The organism is Nesterenkonia natronophila (genome assembly GCF_003595215.1).
Classification (GTDB): domain Bacteria; phylum Actinomycetota; class Actinomycetes; order Actinomycetales; family Micrococcaceae; genus Nesterenkonia; species Nesterenkonia natronophila.
This window is the reverse complement of record NZ_QYZP01000001.1, coordinates 424,793-439,287: the sequence shown is the minus strand read 5'-3', so window position 1 is coordinate 439,287 and position 14,495 is coordinate 424,793. Positions and strand designations below refer to the sequence as shown.

The following is a 14,495-nucleotide window of genomic DNA, read 5'->3' as shown; positions in this document are numbered from 1 at the left end:
CGTGCTAGACGTGATGGCGCTCCGGCAGTGGCACGTTGAGCAGGAACTCGAAGTAACGGATCGGCCGCCGAGTTCGATGGGTCACGAGTGCTGCGGCGACAAGTATCCCAGGGGCGGTCCCGAGCATCATGTCCGTCATAGTGTCGAAGTTATGGTCCTGGGCTGTGGTGTCGAAAATCATGTCCCACACAAACTCAGCTACTTCCCACAACAGGGCTACTGAAGCCTTCACTGAGATGACGATGACTGCCTCCACCCAGGGGGGAAGGTCCAATCGATAGCGCCGGAGAGTGACCCCAAGTGCGAACACAATGGCGAACGCTATGAAGAACCCGGAGTAGAGGTGCACCCACTTGTCCCACGGATCCCAGAGATGGTATAGCCCCCAATGTTCCCCCACGTAGGGCCCAGCAAGCAGCAGCACCGCATATTGCCACTGGAGGCTGGCCGGGACGCGGAAGTTCGCCCACTTTTCTGCGAGGAGTGGCAGAAGCACCGTGGGGAGTAGCAGCAGCGGGACCAAGACCGGTGGACTGTCGGCGCGCATCACAGCGTCGAGTAGTGACACCACCATGAGCAGCGCGGTAGTCCCCATGGGGGTGTGTCTGGTGATCTTTTTTGCGTGCAGAGCTCGTTCCATAAGTCAACGACAATACAAGATGGCCGACAGTTCCTCTCGCGCCGACCGCACCTGGCTAGCCGAAGGTGGCGCTTGATCGGAGGGCCCGTTCAGCCACCCGGTAGGCGTCCCGTGCCATTGCCCTCCACATCTCCAGTGCCACCTGTGGCTGCTCGGCGGTAATCTTGTTGATGGCTTCAGCCGAGAGCCGCAGCACGGTGAGGTCACTGACTGTGCGGACTGTGGTGTCTTGGACTCCGTTGGTGCCAAGGGCCAACTCACCGAAGGAGGTGCCCGGGTTCATGGTGACCAGCCGCACAGTCCTTCCACTGCGATCCTGAATAGTCGCGATTGCGGCACCTTCAACTATCACGTGGACCCCGGAGAACCCATCGCCGAGCTCGAGCACCACCTCGTCTGCAGGAAAATGCAGCTCTTCCATGAGCTCGTCAACCACCTCCCGGGCCGTGTCCGAAAGGTCCCTCAGCAGGGGGTGCTCATTGACCAGGGTCCGTTCGTCGGTGGGTTCTCGACCGTGTCGACGCAGCACCTCACCTTCGCACCAGCGCACCGCGGAGTCTAGGTCGTCGAAGTACGGACTGGCCTGCTCAGTACCGGCATCAGGATCCGGCAACACCCCTTGCGGATCCACCACGGCCATCGCCGCGTCAACCTCGCGCAGCATAGTGCGCAGCCCCAACAACGTGGCCCGGGCAACGTCCGCCATGTCGTCCACCTTTCGCACGTCCAGAATGACCACATCTGGGGCGTCGTCAACCACTGAACGTACGGCGTGCTCAGCCCCGGCGAAGAGCAGGTCCCCGTGAAGTTCGTAGACCATAGCCCGCTCGGCGTGTTCGTCCAGTACTGACTGGTCAGCCTCGGGTCGACTGCGCCGGGGCGAAACCTGGGAGAGCGGGTACCGGGAACGCACCGCGGTGTTCGACATCCGGCCCACGTGCATCAGGTGCATGTCCATGTCGCTGGACATCCGCTCGCAAACTTGTACGCCGCGCGCGCTCGTGCCGTGGGAGTCCAAGCGTGGGGAGAACACTGCAAGGCCCACTTGCCCGGGCAGAACGGCGATGATTCCGCCGCTGACCCCGCTCTTAGCCGGCATGCCTACCGCGGAGATCCAATCTCCGGCGGCATCGTACATTCCGCAGGTGGCCATGACGCTGAGCACTCGTTCTACGTAGGCGGGTTCGAGCATGCGCTTCTCGGTCACCGGCTGGACACCGCCGTTGGCGAGGGTAGCGGCCATTATGGCCAGATCGCGAGTGTTGACGCTGACGGCGCATTGGCGCACATAAAGGTCGAGCTTCTCCTCCGGGTCGTCGTGGAGGATGTCGAATTCGCGCAGCATATGCGCGATCGCGCGATTGCGGTGGGCTGTGGTCAGTTCAGAGGTGTACACCTTCTCATCAAGCTCAAGCTCCCGCCCTGCGAATCCACCGAGCCATTCAAGCACACGACCGAACCGGTGGTCAGTGCTATCACCTGCTACCAATGAGGCCGCGGTAATCGCCCCGGCGTTAATCATAGGGTTGGGGGGCCGCCCCGTGCGAGACGCGAGGCTAATCTCATTGAAGGCCTCACCGGATGGTTCGACGTCCACCTTCTCGGCCACACGCTCAAAGCCCTGATCTGCAAGCGCAAGCGCGTAGGTAAACGGCTTGGAGATCGACTGGATGCTGAAGCAGGTCTCCGCCTGTCCCACCGTATAGACATGTCCGTCCACGGTGGCCAGGGCGAGCCCGAACCGATCGGGGTCAGCTTGGGCCAGTTCCGGTATGTAGGAGGCTACCTCCCCCTCGGTACCGCTGCACTGCTCCACAATGCTTTCCAGGTAATTCTGCACAGGACTACGCATTATGCGAACCTAGCACTTCGGTCCGCACGGTTGCGCGGCTCCCGCAGCCCTAACTACGGTTGAGAGTCGCGCTGACCGTCCAGGATGCGCTCCAGCGGAATGGAGCCATCCTGCCAGGGCGTCAATGCCCACACCAAGAGGTAGAGGGCGAGCCCTACTACCGGCAGCAGAAACGAAAGCAGAACCAGGAGCCGGACCAGCCACACGCTGACGCCGAGGCTCTGCGAAATGCTGCCAGCAATTCCGGCAACGAGCCGATTGGGACCTCGACGGAAACCGGTGTTACGGATGATGTTGAAGAAGCTCTCCATGTGCTTGACAATACGCTGGAGACCCCTGAGCTACAAGAGTGCGGAGGGCGAGCTTCGGCTCAACATAGGACGCCGTCGAGTTTGTATGGAACCTACTCGCCGTAACGTGGAGAGCAACGTCGCCCGATTGCCGCCCACGCCTAAGGACCTGTGATGGACACCGCTCACACATACTTCTACGAACCCGCTGCCGGGCACGGACTACCTCATTCGCCGTTCAACTCCATCATCGCGCCACGACCGATCGGGTGGATCTCCTCCCGGGACCAGGACGGACAGCTCAATCTTGCCCCCTACAGCTTCTTCAACGCATTCAACTACTCACCGCCGATAATCGGGTTCGCAAGTAATGGGCTGAAAGACTCCCTGAGCAATGCAGAGGCGACCGGTGAGTTTTGCTGGAACCTGGCCGACGAGAACTTATTTGAAGCGATGAACACGACATCCGCCGGGGTGTCCGCTGACGTCGATGAGTTCACTCTCGCTGATCTCACGCCCGCGCCTTCGACCATCGTCTCGGTCCCGCATGTGGCTGAAGCCAAGACAGTCTTCGAATGCCGCACCACACAAATCGTCCCGCTGCTGACCGCTGACGGAGCCAAGACAGTGACGCACGTTGTCTTCGGCGAAGTGGTCGGAGTCCATATCCATCAGTCGCTGCTCAAAGACGGCATCTATCAAACATCTGAAGCACGGCCAATGCTGCGCGGAGGTGGACCTTCGACCTATTTCACCATCCGCGGTGAAAACATCCGAGATCTGCCTCGGCCCGCATGATCGGCCCCAGCGGGAGACCGCAACTGAACTCTGACTGGAAACGGCGTGGTGACGCACCACAAGTTGGTGGGCCCTGCGGGATTCGAACCCGCGACCAGCGGATTAAAAGTCCGATGCTCTACCAACTGAGCTAAAGGCCCTGGTCTGATTGGATATGGCCGTCAATTGGCCAGAAACCATGGTATCCCACACCGGGCCACAACCATACTCAGCTGCGGCGCTGACACTCCTGCCTCCCGGCCAGCTATCATGGCCGTCCGATGAAATATGCCCCGCGCTACCGCCGTCCCGCGTACTCAGACCCCGCGTCCTTCGATCGACGCGAGGGTGGAGCCGACCCTGCCGAGATCTCCCAGGCAGCCCATGACACCGCGCACGCTGTCATCAACCAGGGGCGCGACGCCGCCGACCCAGAGGCCACCGAGCGGTTCGTGCGGCTCGCTGAGACCGAGGGCATTGAAGCCATCGCCGAACTCTGGGCCCACTCTCCCGCGCGTTCCCTGGCCGGGGCCCTGTGGCGGATCTACGCTCTGCGAGCCGCTATTCAGAAATCCCCCGATCGCATGAGCGAGTACTACCGCCTCGGACGCAGCCACTCCGCCCCCTCAGCCATCGCAGGGGTGGCAGAGCCACCCACCGCGGAGGAGATGAACCGCCTGACCGATCATCTTTTGGCCGGAATGTACTCCGGAGATATCGACGTCGCCTTCGACCGCGCCGGCGCGTTCTGCCGGGTCATCGCTCGCGGACAGGCCCTCTGGGCCGACAAGACCCACGTGGAACCTCGTGATGCCAAAACCCTCACCGATAAAGCGAATCGACTGATCACTACTGCTGAGGAACTTGAATCCTCAGCTCGAGCGTTCCGCAACGGCGCCCTGGACTGAGGGTTGTAATATGGCCCCACTGCGCCGCATCGGCGCTCGCGCCACTCACACCACAGGAGATCCCCGATGAGGTCTTACACCCCCAAAGCACTGTTCAGTCTGGCCGCCGTGGGGGTGCTCGCGCTCTCCGCCTGCGGCGAAGCCCCCGACGATGAGACCGACGATGACGCTGACGCCGAAACTGCTGAGGAGAACGGCGACGCCCAAGCCGAAGACAACTCCGACTACACCGCCTGCCTCGTCTCCGACGAGGGCGGTTGGGACGATCAGTCCTTCAACGAGTCCGCCTTCACCGGCCTGCGGAACGCCATAGACGACTTTGGCATCGACTCTTCCACCGCAGAGTCATCATCGGAAGCTGACTTCGGCCCCAATGTGGATGCCATGGTGCAGCAGGGCTGCGACCTGACATTCGGCGTAGGCTTCCTGCTGGAAGACGCAATCAATGACGCCGCTCTGGACAACCCAGATCTCAGCTTCGGCATCATCGACTCCACGCTCCCTGACGAGCCGGAAAACGGAAAACCCCTGGTCTTCAACACCTCAGAGGCCTCCTACCTGGCAGGCTACCTGGCAGCCTCCATGACCGAGACTGACACTGTGGCCACCTTCGGCGGCCTGCAGATCCCCTCAGTCACCGTCTTCATGGACGGCTTCGCCGACGGTGTAGAGCGGTACAACGACGACAACGACGCCGACGTCAGCCTCCTCGGCTGGGACAAGGACGCCCAGGACGGATCCTTCTCCGGCGGTTTCGACGATCAGAGCGCCGGCCGCGCGCTCACCGAGCAGTTCCTGGCCCAGGACGCCGACATCGTCATGCCCGTGGCTGGCCCGGTGGGACTGGGGGCCGCTGGCGCCATCGAGGACGACGGCGAAGCCAAACTGATCTGGGTCGACACCGATGGTTACGAGTCCACTGACTACGGCGACATCATCCTTACCTCGGTTCTGAAGCAGATCTCACAGGCCGTCTACGACACCGTTGAGGAGGGTGTATCCGGAGAGTTCACCTCTGAGCCGTATGTCGGTGACCTGGAGAATGAGGGTGTGGGTCTCGCGCCCTTCCACGACTTCGAGGACGAGGTCCCCGACGAGGTTCAGGACAAGTTGGAAGAGCTGACTGAGGAGATCATCAGCGGCGACACTGTCGTGGAATCAGAGAACGCTCCTCAGTAGTACAGGTCACCGCAGCGCAACCCGTCTGAGGAGAACAAGTGGCATGAAGCTGCAGCTCAAAGGTGTCACCAAACGGTTCGGCACCTTCACCGCCAATGATCGAATCGATCTGACGGTGCAGCCTGGGGAGATACACGCACTGCTCGGTGAGAACGGCGCAGGGAAGTCCACACTGATGAACACCATCTACGGGCTGCACTCCCCCAATGAGGGGGAGATTCTTCTCGACGATCGGCGCGTGAGCTTCGATGGCCCCGGCGACGCGGTGGAGGCCGGGATCGGCATGGTGCACCAGCATTTCATGCTGATCCCGGTCTTCAGCGTCACTGAATCCGTCATGCTCGGCTACGAGCCCACCAAGTCCGCCGGAATGATCGACTTTGCGGAAGCGCGGCGACGAGTCCAAGAGATCTCCGCACGCTTCGGGTTCGACGTTGACCCTGACGCCAAGATCGAAGACCTTCCGGTGGGCGCCCAACAACGGGTAGAAATCATCAAGGCGCTCTCCCGGGACGCCAGAGTACTGATCCTCGATGAGCCCACCGCAGTCCTCACCCCGCAGGAGACTGACGAGCTGATCGGCATCATGCGCCAGCTCAAAGAAGCCGGCACATCTATCGTCTTCATCACGCATAAGCTCCGGGAAGTTCGGGCCATTGCGGACAAGATCACGGTCATCAGGCGCGGCAAGATCGTCGGCGAGGCGCTGCCGGATTCCACCGAGACTCAACTGGCCAGCGTCATGGTGGGCCGCGAGGTCAATCTCACAACCCAGAAGGACCCCGCCGACCCCGGAGACGTCGGATTCTCAGTTGAAGGGCTCACCGTGGTCTCTGGATCCGGCAAGGTGGTCCTCGACGACGTCAGCCTAGAGATCGCCCGGGGAGAAATCCTCTGCGTGGCCGGCGTCGACGGCAACGGCCAGAGCGAACTGGCGGAAGCAATCCTGGGACTGCGCAGCGCCGTCGCCGGAACCATCACCCTGGACGGCACAAACCTGAGGCGCATGAGCGTCAAAGAACGGCTCAATGCCGGCATTGGATTTGTGCCTGAAGACCGCTCCACCGACGGGGTGATACCGGCGTTCTCCATCACCGAAAACTTCGTGCTTGACCAGTACGACCAACAGCCTTACTCCAACGGAATAGCCATGAGGCCCACCGTGATGCGTGAGGCTGCCGTCGAGCAGACCTCCCGATTCGACGTTCGGCTCGGCAATGTGGACGATCCCATCTCCACTCTCTCTGGGGGCAACCAGCAGAAAGTGGTGCTCGCCCGTGAGATGAGTCGCGATATCCGGCTCTTCCTCGCCAGCCAGCCCACCCGCGGCCTCGACGTCGGATCCATCGAGTTCGTTCACCGCACCATCATTGAGGAACGGGACAAGGGCACCCCGTGCCTGATCGTCTCTACCGAGCTCGACGAGGTGAGCAACCTCGCAGACCGGATCGCCGTGATGTACCGGGGCGTCGTTGTCGGGATCGTTCCCGGTCACACCAACCGAGATGTGTTGGGTCTTATGATGGCCGGAGTGCCGGTGAAGGAAGCGTACGCGCAGGCCCAAGACCACCACACTATCCTCGGTGAGGCAGACGAGGAGGCCCAGGCATGAGCCCCGAGAAGAACAACGACGACGACGCAGCCCCCGGTGGTGCTCTGAAAGAGGCGGAATCTCGTCTGCACTACGCAGTACGCGAGCTCTCCCAAGCCTCATGGGTCATCACCCTGCTCTCAGTGCTGGTCGCCCTGGTGGTCGGCGCCCTGCTCATCCTTGCCACCAACCCGCAGGTGCAGGGGACGTTAGGATACTTCTTCGCGCAGCCTGGAGACTTTTTTCTCACCAGCTTCGAGGTCATCCGAGATGCGTACTCGGCACTCTTCCGTGGCGCAGTCTACGACTGGCAGGCGGCCACACCAGAACGTTCGATCCGCCCCATCACCGAGACCCTGGTCAACGCGGTCCCCTTGATATTGGCCGGACTGGGCATAGCCATCGGATTCCGCTCCGGGATGCTCAATATCGGAGGTCAGGGCCAGATCATACTGGGAGCCACCTGCGCCGCGTTCATCGGCTACGCCTTCCAGCTCCCCGTGGGTGCCCACCTTCTGCTTGCCCTGGTCGGCGGCGCGCTCGGCGGCGCCATCTGGGGCGGCATCGCCGGCGTACTCAAAGCCAAGACCGGCGCTAATGAGGTGATCGTCACGATCATGCTCAATAACATCGCCTTGTACTTGATCGCCTGGCTGCTGCGTCAGCAGTGGTTCGTTCAGACTGGGTCCAACCAACCAATCGCAGCACCTGTGGACGAATCGGCCCGACTCTTCGGCATCCTCGGTACGGGATTCCGTCTCCACGCCGGCATCTTCCTGGCCATCGCCGCCACCGTGTTCGTCTGGTGGTTGCTCGAGCGCTCCACGCTCGGATTTGAATTCCGGGCGATCGGTGAGAACCCCGAGGCTGCCCGCACCGCTGGGGTCAACGTTCCCAAAGCGACCGCCTTGGTGCTCATCATCGGCGGTGCACTCTGCGGGCTCGGCGGCGCCGCACACCTGTTGGGTACCGAATATCGACTAGCCGCGGGAATTGCCGGGACCCTGGGTTTCGACGCCATCACCGTGGCCCTCCTGGGGCGCTCCAAACCCCTGGGCACCTTTCTGGCCGGGGTCCTCTTCGGCGGCCTACGCGCAGGCGGTGTGCTCATGCAGGCCCAGACCGGCACTCCGATCGACATAGTCTTGGTCTTGCAGTCCGTCATCGTGCTGCTCATCGCCGCCCCTCCCCTGGTCCGCGCGATCTTCTTCCTGCCTCACCCCGATGGCAGCTCGAGGTCCTCCCGGCGGCGCCGACTCCGCGAACAGCAGGCCGCGGAAACTGCCTCCCAGCCCGCGCCGAGGCAGGAAGTGACCAAATGAGCGAACAGCCCACCCAAGAGCCGGGCGCCGTTGCTGTGAAGGCTGAGCCCCGTCAAGAGGTCGATACCCGACTTCAGCCCATCAAGTGGAAGTTTCCCATCACCTACGTGCTTCTGGGACTGCTTTCGCTGGGGGTGTTCGCGCTGCTGAGCCCGACCGGCTCGGTCACTCAGTTTCGCCTCGCCACGGCGAGTGACATTGTCACCCTGCCGGCAGTGAACGTGCCCTCCTTCGCCACCGCCCTGGTGCTCAGCGTCTTGCAGCTGGGCCTGGCGGCGCTGGCAATTTTCGCCGCTGCACGCCGCATCCGGCTCGGCATCTGGCATCCCATGCTGTTCGGACTGCTGTTTGTCTTAGCTTTTTTGGTCTACGCGGGGGCCGGACGCGGGGCGTTCATCCCGGTGGTCACGCTGCTTGCCGGGGCACTCATGCTCTCGGTCCCGCTGATCTTCGGTGCCATGTGCGGTCTGGTGGGCGAGCGTTCAGGCATCATCAACATCGCTATCGAAGGGCAGCTGCTGGCTGGGGCCTTCCTGGCTGCAGTAGCCGCGTCGTTCTTCACCTCTGCATATGTGGGGCTGCTCGCCGCTCCGTTCGCCGGTGCAGCCGTGGGCGGACTTCTGGTGTGGTTCGCGGTGAAGTACCACGTGAACCAGATAATTGTCGGCGTGGTGCTCAATGTGCTGGTGATCGGCCTGACCAGCTTCCTCTACTCCACGGTGCTGACGCAGAACGCAGAGATGTGGAACGCCCGTCAGCAGCTGCCGCGTCTGCCGATCCCCGGACTAAGCCAGATCCCGATCCTCGGACCGGTGCTGTTCAACCAGACCATCTTGGTTTACCTGATGTACGTCATCGTGTTCGCCCTGCATATCCTGGTCTTCAAGTCCCGCTGGGGTCTGCGCATGCGCGCCGTAGGTGAACATCCCAAAGCCGCCGACACTGTCGGCATCAACGTTCCGCGGACCCGGGTGTTCAATACGGTCCTGGCCGGCGGCATCGCCGGTCTGGGCGGGGCGTACTTCACGGTCGGACAGGGCTTGGCGTTCGGGCAGGAAATGTCCGCTGGACAGGGGTTCATCGCTTTGGCCGCCATGATTCTGGGGCGCTGGAACCCTAAGGGTGCGCTACTGGCGGCGCTGCTGTTCGGGTTCTCCACCTCTGTGGGTCAGGTGCTCTCCACCATCGGCACACCGGTGCCCTCGGAGATGCTGCTGATGCTGCCGTACGTGATCACGATCTTCGCGGTAGCCGGCTTCGTGGGACGGGTGCGGCCACCGGCGGCCGAAGGCGTCCCCTATATCAAGTGAGGGCGGCCAGGCAGCCTCCAGGACGCCCACAGCAGCTCCCATCTCCCGCTGTTTCGCCCTCACCTTGCCTTTCCGGCGTGACCGCGCGCTACAGCTAGGGGTGTTCCCGACTTGGCGTGGTTTTTCGGCGCTCCGCCGTGGATTGGACGGCACGCCCAGCACCGGATCCAATCCCGAATGCGCGGCAGCTTGACCCAGTCAGGGGTGCGGCGGCACACTGGTCTGCAGGTGTCGGGCTGCAGGTAACCCCCGGGCTCCAACCTTTAGCCGCTACGAGCGGCCACGCGCCGTGAGGCGTTCCCAGCCCGACACCGCCGCCTTCTTCCCGTAACCTGCTCCGCGGCTATTCACCCGATGGTTATACACTCACCATCTGTAGGACACCTGTCGCTCACCTCCAGCGGCAGGAATCACCGCATTAATCAGGGGCCCACACCGCATGAAAGCTCTGAATCGCCAGCGCAAGCACCAGTCAGCAGAGCTGCTGATCGCTATCACGGGTGAGTTGCGCTCAGGTCTAGGACTGCTGGCACAGCTGTTGGGCACCCCGGCCGGGGAATTGGTCTCTCACCGTGAGAAACTGCTGGGACTCGAGGGCCGAGCCATGGACCTCCACTTCAACCTCATGACCCACATCCGCAGCGTGTTCCTCACACCCCTGCCGCGTCAGGACATCTTCGCCATCTCCCAGCAGCTCAACCGCACTATGGAGCATGTGGTGGCCGCCGGTGACCTGATGCTGCGCCGCAGAAGCCTGGAACTGCCCACAGAAGCCGCCGAGATGCTGGAGGCATTGACCCGACAGGCGGAGCTGACCAGTGAGGCCATGGGCCGGTTGGAAGACTTCGACCATCTGGAAGAGTACTGGATGCAGCTGCAGCGGCTGAGCAAGCAGGCTAACCGAAGACACCGTGACTGGGTGACTTCCACAGATTCCGCCTTCCAGCCAAATATCGCCCAGCAGCAGACTCAATTGGCAGACCAGATCCTGGCCGCCGTCCACTCCTTGAGGCAGGTCGCCGCCATCTGCGGGTCGATCATCGTCCGGGAATTCTGACGTGGAGCTCCTGCTGCTGGTGCTTGCCGGTGCCATTCTGGCGCCCACGCTCTACGTCGCGGGACTTCATGACGTGCCTAACTCCATCGCCATTCCGGTGCGCACCCGTGCGCTGACTCCCCGGAGCGCCGTTCGGGTGGCGGCGGCATTCAACGCCTTGGGTGTGCTGCTGGCGTTCCCGCTGGGCCTCTACCTCTACTCATGGTTCGAGTTCCCAGACATGGAACCGGTGCTTGCGCTCAGCGTGGTGGTGGCGGCGCTGACGGTGATCCTCGGCTGGAATGTCTTCACCTATTTTCGCGGAATGCCGACGTCGATAACTCACGGCCTGCTTGCCGCGCTGCTGGGTGGATCCCTGGCCGCCGCGGCAGTTGGCGATGTGAGCGCCGACACAATCTGGTCACTGCCGTGGCTGACACCGCTGTTGACCCTGCTCATCTCTCCTCTGGTGGCCTTCGGCCTAGCGTACGTATTGGTGTTCGCTGCCGTCAGAGTGGCGCGCGGCGAAGACCCGCACGATGTGAACCGGGTCGCCCGCGGGCTGCAGTCGGTTTCCGTGGGTGTTACCTCGCTCGGCACGGGCCTGCAGCAGGGTCAGCGCTTCGCCTTTGTCCTGCTGATTGGCCTGGGCGCCGGAGGGATAGCTGACCCAGAAGGGTGGATGGGCCCGGCCTACGTGGTGTTCGCGGTGCTGATCGGCGCGGGTGCACTGCACGGGGGCTGGAGGATAGGCCACGTTCTGGCTCACCGGTTGGTGGCCATTGATCCCCTTCGCGGAATGGTCGCGACGACGGCCACCTCGGGTCTGTTGTTCATCGGCTCGTTGGGACTGGCTCTGCCTCTGTCGACGTCGCTGACTGCAGCCAGCGCCATCATTGGGGCTGGTTCCAACCAGCGTTTTGCCACAGTCAACTGGCGGCAGTGCAGGCGCATTGCGGTCTACTGGATTGCCACACCCGTGGTGACGGGCTTCGTCGCGGCCGCGCTCACTATCGGGTTGAGCGCACTGCTCTGATCAGATCCCGCTAGGGTGAGCGTCAAGGTCCAGGATCATGCGTGTGTTGCCCAGAGTGTTGGGCTTCACTCGAGCGAGGTCCAGGAACTCAGCCACACCTTCATCCGGTGAGCGCAGCAGCTCTACGTACACTTCCGGGTCCACCGGGGCCTGGTCAGCCATGATGCGGAAGTTCTGGCGGATGAAAAATTCAACTTCGAACGTCAGGCAGAAGACGCGGGAGACTCCGAGCGATCGTGCCCTGGCCAGCAGCTGGTGCAGCAGGGCAGACCCGACGCCGCGCCCTCGCCAGGAGTCCAGGGTCGCCAGCGTGCGGACCTCGGCGAGGTCCTCCCACATCACATGGAGCGCGCCGAAACCAATAAGGTGACCGTCTCGGTCTTCGGAGACCACGAACTCCTGTATGGACTCGTAATACGTCACCCGCTCCTTGGGCACCAACACGCGCTTTTCAACCAGGGGCTGCGCCATATGGACGATGCGCGCCACATCCGATGTCCGCGCGGGGCGAATGCTGAAATCCCCGTGGTCGGAGCTCGTTCTGGGCTCTGGACTCATTCCGCCCTCCCGGTCATCTCAAAGGTATGCGGTGCACTGGTGATGCCGGAGACGGCGACGGTGAGCTCGTAATCAGCGGTGGCCAGGTCAGCCGGTTCGGAGCAGTCTACCGAGGAGTCCGAGCGGGGCCACAGCATATTGGCACGCTCGGTCTGCCCCGGTTCCAGGTCCATTTCCAGGGGCTCCCCCTCAAGGTCGCACTGAGCGGTGGTAAAAATCTCTCGGCCACCGGTGGAGACCCGGTACTCCTGCTCGGCGGTGCCCACGTCTAGCGTGCATTCCTCACTGCCGATGTGCTCAATCTCCATGATCAGCAGTGGTGCGGTGGAAGCGTCGTACACTTCGTGGCTGGTGCTTGCGCGTACGTCAATGTCGTCAGGGGCGCAGTGGCCCTCCTCCACTGCCTCCTCAGCCGCATCGTCCTCCTCATCCTGCTCGTCTTGCTCGGAGGCGGCATCCTCCTCTTCGGTGGGCTCTGGAGAGGCAGGGAGATAGTCGTTCTGCTCCTCTGCGTCGTCCAACGCAGTGGCTCCGGTCTGGTCGCCTTCGTCGGTCAATGCGTCGTAGGCAACTCGCGCGCCCCACACGCCTAGGGCGAGGAGGAAGACAGCCAGGAGAGCCGCCGCCAGTCGCCGGCGGCGATACACGGCGGGGGAAGGGCGTCGGCGCTTGGTCATAGTCCTCTAGGGTAGCGAGGGCGGTCAGCAGATCCGCGCACCGGCGCGGAGTCAGAGGATCAGCCAGCCGAGCAGTCCGGCGGCCAACACCACTGCCCAGGCGGGAACCTTCCAGCTGTTCAGCGCGATGAAGGCGCCGATGGCGAGCACCAGTGCTCCAAGTCCCACCTCCAGCACCCCAGAGGTGAACACCGGGTCGTAGAGCGCAGCGGCGAGGATGCCGACCACGCCGGCGTTGACCCCCATCAGGGCACGCCGGATCTGGGCTTGGCTGCGCAGGCCCTCCCAGAAGGGCAGAGCCCCGATCACCAAGAGGGCTGCCGGAAGGAAGATCGCCAGCGTGGCAATCACCGCACCAGTGACTCCTCCAGGACCCTCTACTGTCGATGCTCCCAGGAAGCTGGCGAATGTGAACAGCGGACCGGGAACAGCTTGGGCTGCTCCGTAACCGGCCAAGAACGTATCGGCCTCCACCAGGCCGCCGGTGACGGTTTCAGCCTGCAGCAGCGGCAGGACCACGTGGCCACCACCGAAGACGAGGGAGCCGGCGCGGTAGAACAGATCTAACAGCGCGGCGTATGCGTTACCGGTAAGTGCCACCAACACGGGAAGTCCGATCAGGAGGAGCGCGAAGACGCCCAGGCAGCAGGCTGCGACTTTCTTGGAGACCCGGATGGTGAACGAATCGCGTTCGGTGAAGTCCTCTGGGCCGGGCCGCAGCCACACAAGGCCGATGACTCCAGCTGCAGCGATAGCAGCCACCAGAATAAAGGGAGTCGGCAGTAGCAGCACTATGATCATGGCCACCCCGGCGATTGTTGCTCGTGGGGCGTCCGGCGTCAGAGTCTTGGCCATGCCTAGGACCGCGTGGGCGACGACACCGACTGCGGCAGCCTTCAAGCCGTGGACCCACCCGGCGTCGGAGAGGTCCCCGGCACCAGCCACGCCGTAGGCAAAAACCACCAGCAGTACCACCGATGGCAACGTGAAGGCGAACCATGCCGCGAGCATGCCCAGGTAACCTGCACGCTGCAGGCCCAATGCCATTCCGACTTGGCTGGAGGCCGGCCCGGGGAGGAACTGGCACAGGGCCACGAGGTCTGCATAGGCGCGCTCGCTGACCCAGCGGCGACGCTCCACCAGTGCTTCGCGAAAATAGGCCAGGTGGGCCACCGGCCCGCCGAAACTGGTCAGTCCCAGACGGAGGAAGATGAGAAAGACCTCAGCGACCGTGCCAGGATGCGCGTTCCGCGGCGCGGGCTCAGGCAGAGAAGAACTCACATCCGTCATCCTGTGCGGTTATGCCCCTGCGGTCAACT

The 14,495-nt window shown here is 62.9% G+C and carries 14 protein-coding genes and 1 tRNA gene; 8 read left to right on the top strand and 7 right to left on the bottom strand.

The features are described from left to right. Positions 1 to 4 precede the first annotated feature (4 nt). The 3 genes from D3250_RS02065 to D3250_RS02055 are packed head-to-tail and all read right to left on the bottom strand — an operon-like array spanning position 5 to position 2,803. On the bottom strand, positions 5 to 640 hold the full coding sequence (locus D3250_RS02065; RefSeq protein WP_119901687.1) for a DUF2238 domain-containing protein: 636 nt from the start codon (positions 638 to 640) through the stop codon (positions 5 to 7). Between the two features lie 55 nt (positions 641 to 695). Further along, complete coding sequence (gene glsA, locus D3250_RS02060; RefSeq protein ID WP_119901686.1) at positions 696 to 2,492, bottom strand: glutaminase A; 1,797 nt, start codon at positions 2,490 to 2,492, stop codon at positions 696 to 698. Positions 2,493 to 2,545: 53 nt separating this feature from the next. Further along, positions 2,546 to 2,803, bottom strand: a complete 258-nt coding sequence (locus D3250_RS02055; RefSeq protein WP_119901685.1) for a PspC domain-containing protein — start codon at positions 2,801 to 2,803, stop codon at positions 2,546 to 2,548. A 153-nt stretch (positions 2,804 to 2,956) separates the two neighbouring features. Between D3250_RS02055 and D3250_RS02050 the strand changes: the two genes are divergently transcribed. Further along, positions 2,957 to 3,580, top strand: a complete 624-nt coding sequence (locus D3250_RS02050; protein WP_119901684.1) for a flavin reductase family protein — start codon at positions 2,957 to 2,959, stop codon at positions 3,578 to 3,580. 64 nt (positions 3,581 to 3,644) lie between these two features. On the opposite strand, the gene D3250_RS02045 is transcribed toward D3250_RS02050, so the two are convergent. Beyond that, a tRNA-Lys gene (locus D3250_RS02045) sits at positions 3,645 to 3,720 on the bottom strand. A 120-nt stretch (positions 3,721 to 3,840) separates the two neighbouring features. Between D3250_RS02045 and D3250_RS02040 the strand changes: the two genes are divergently transcribed. The 7 genes from D3250_RS02040 to D3250_RS02010 all read left to right on the top strand — a co-directional run bounded on the left by D3250_RS02040 (position 3,841) and on the right by D3250_RS02010 (position 11,941). Continuing rightward, positions 3,841 to 4,467, top strand: coding sequence for a hypothetical protein (locus D3250_RS02040; protein ID WP_119901683.1), 627 nt, complete (start codon positions 3,841 to 3,843; stop codon positions 4,465 to 4,467). Between the two features lie 66 nt (positions 4,468 to 4,533). Then, complete coding sequence (locus tag D3250_RS02035; protein ID WP_119901682.1) at positions 4,534 to 5,646, top strand: BMP family lipoprotein; 1,113 nt, start codon at positions 4,534 to 4,536, stop codon at positions 5,644 to 5,646. Positions 5,647 to 5,689: 43 nt separating this feature from the next. Beyond that, positions 5,690 to 7,258, top strand: coding sequence for an ABC transporter ATP-binding protein (locus D3250_RS02030; RefSeq protein WP_119901681.1), 1,569 nt, complete (start codon positions 5,690 to 5,692; stop codon positions 7,256 to 7,258). Continuing rightward, a complete protein-coding gene (locus tag D3250_RS02025; RefSeq protein WP_119901680.1) occupies positions 7,255 to 8,559 on the top strand; it encodes an ABC transporter permease in 1,305 nt (434 codons plus the stop codon). The genes D3250_RS02030 and D3250_RS02025 overlap by 4 nt, the downstream gene beginning before the upstream one ends. Further along, a complete protein-coding gene (locus D3250_RS02020; protein WP_119901679.1) occupies positions 8,556 to 9,869 on the top strand; it encodes an ABC transporter permease in 1,314 nt (437 codons plus the stop codon). The genes D3250_RS02025 and D3250_RS02020 overlap by 4 nt, the downstream gene beginning before the upstream one ends. Before the next feature lie 439 nt (positions 9,870 to 10,308). After that, positions 10,309 to 10,926: a DUF47 domain-containing protein gene (locus D3250_RS02015; RefSeq protein WP_119901678.1), complete on the top strand. Its 618-nt coding sequence runs from the start codon at positions 10,309 to 10,311 to the stop codon at positions 10,924 to 10,926. 1 nt (position 10,927) lies between these two features. Further along, complete coding sequence (locus D3250_RS02010; protein ID WP_119901677.1) at positions 10,928 to 11,941, top strand: inorganic phosphate transporter; 1,014 nt, start codon at positions 10,928 to 10,930, stop codon at positions 11,939 to 11,941. On the opposite strand, the gene D3250_RS02005 is transcribed toward D3250_RS02010, so the two are convergent. From D3250_RS02005 to chrA, 3 genes are read right to left on the bottom strand one after another with little or no spacing between them, the layout of a single operon-like run. Beyond that, positions 11,942 to 12,499 (bottom strand): amino-acid N-acetyltransferase, encoded by a 558-nt coding sequence (locus D3250_RS02005; RefSeq protein ID WP_119901676.1) that lies wholly within the window; start codon positions 12,497 to 12,499, stop codon positions 11,942 to 11,944. After that, positions 12,496 to 13,176, bottom strand: a complete 681-nt coding sequence (locus D3250_RS02000; protein ID WP_119901675.1) for a hypothetical protein — start codon at positions 13,174 to 13,176, stop codon at positions 12,496 to 12,498. The genes D3250_RS02005 and D3250_RS02000 overlap by 4 nt, the downstream gene beginning before the upstream one ends. A gap of 51 nt (positions 13,177 to 13,227) precedes the next feature. Next, positions 13,228 to 14,466, bottom strand: coding sequence for a chromate efflux transporter (gene chrA, locus D3250_RS01995; protein ID WP_119901674.1), 1,239 nt, complete (start codon positions 14,464 to 14,466; stop codon positions 13,228 to 13,230). Positions 14,467 to 14,495 lie beyond the last annotated feature (29 nt).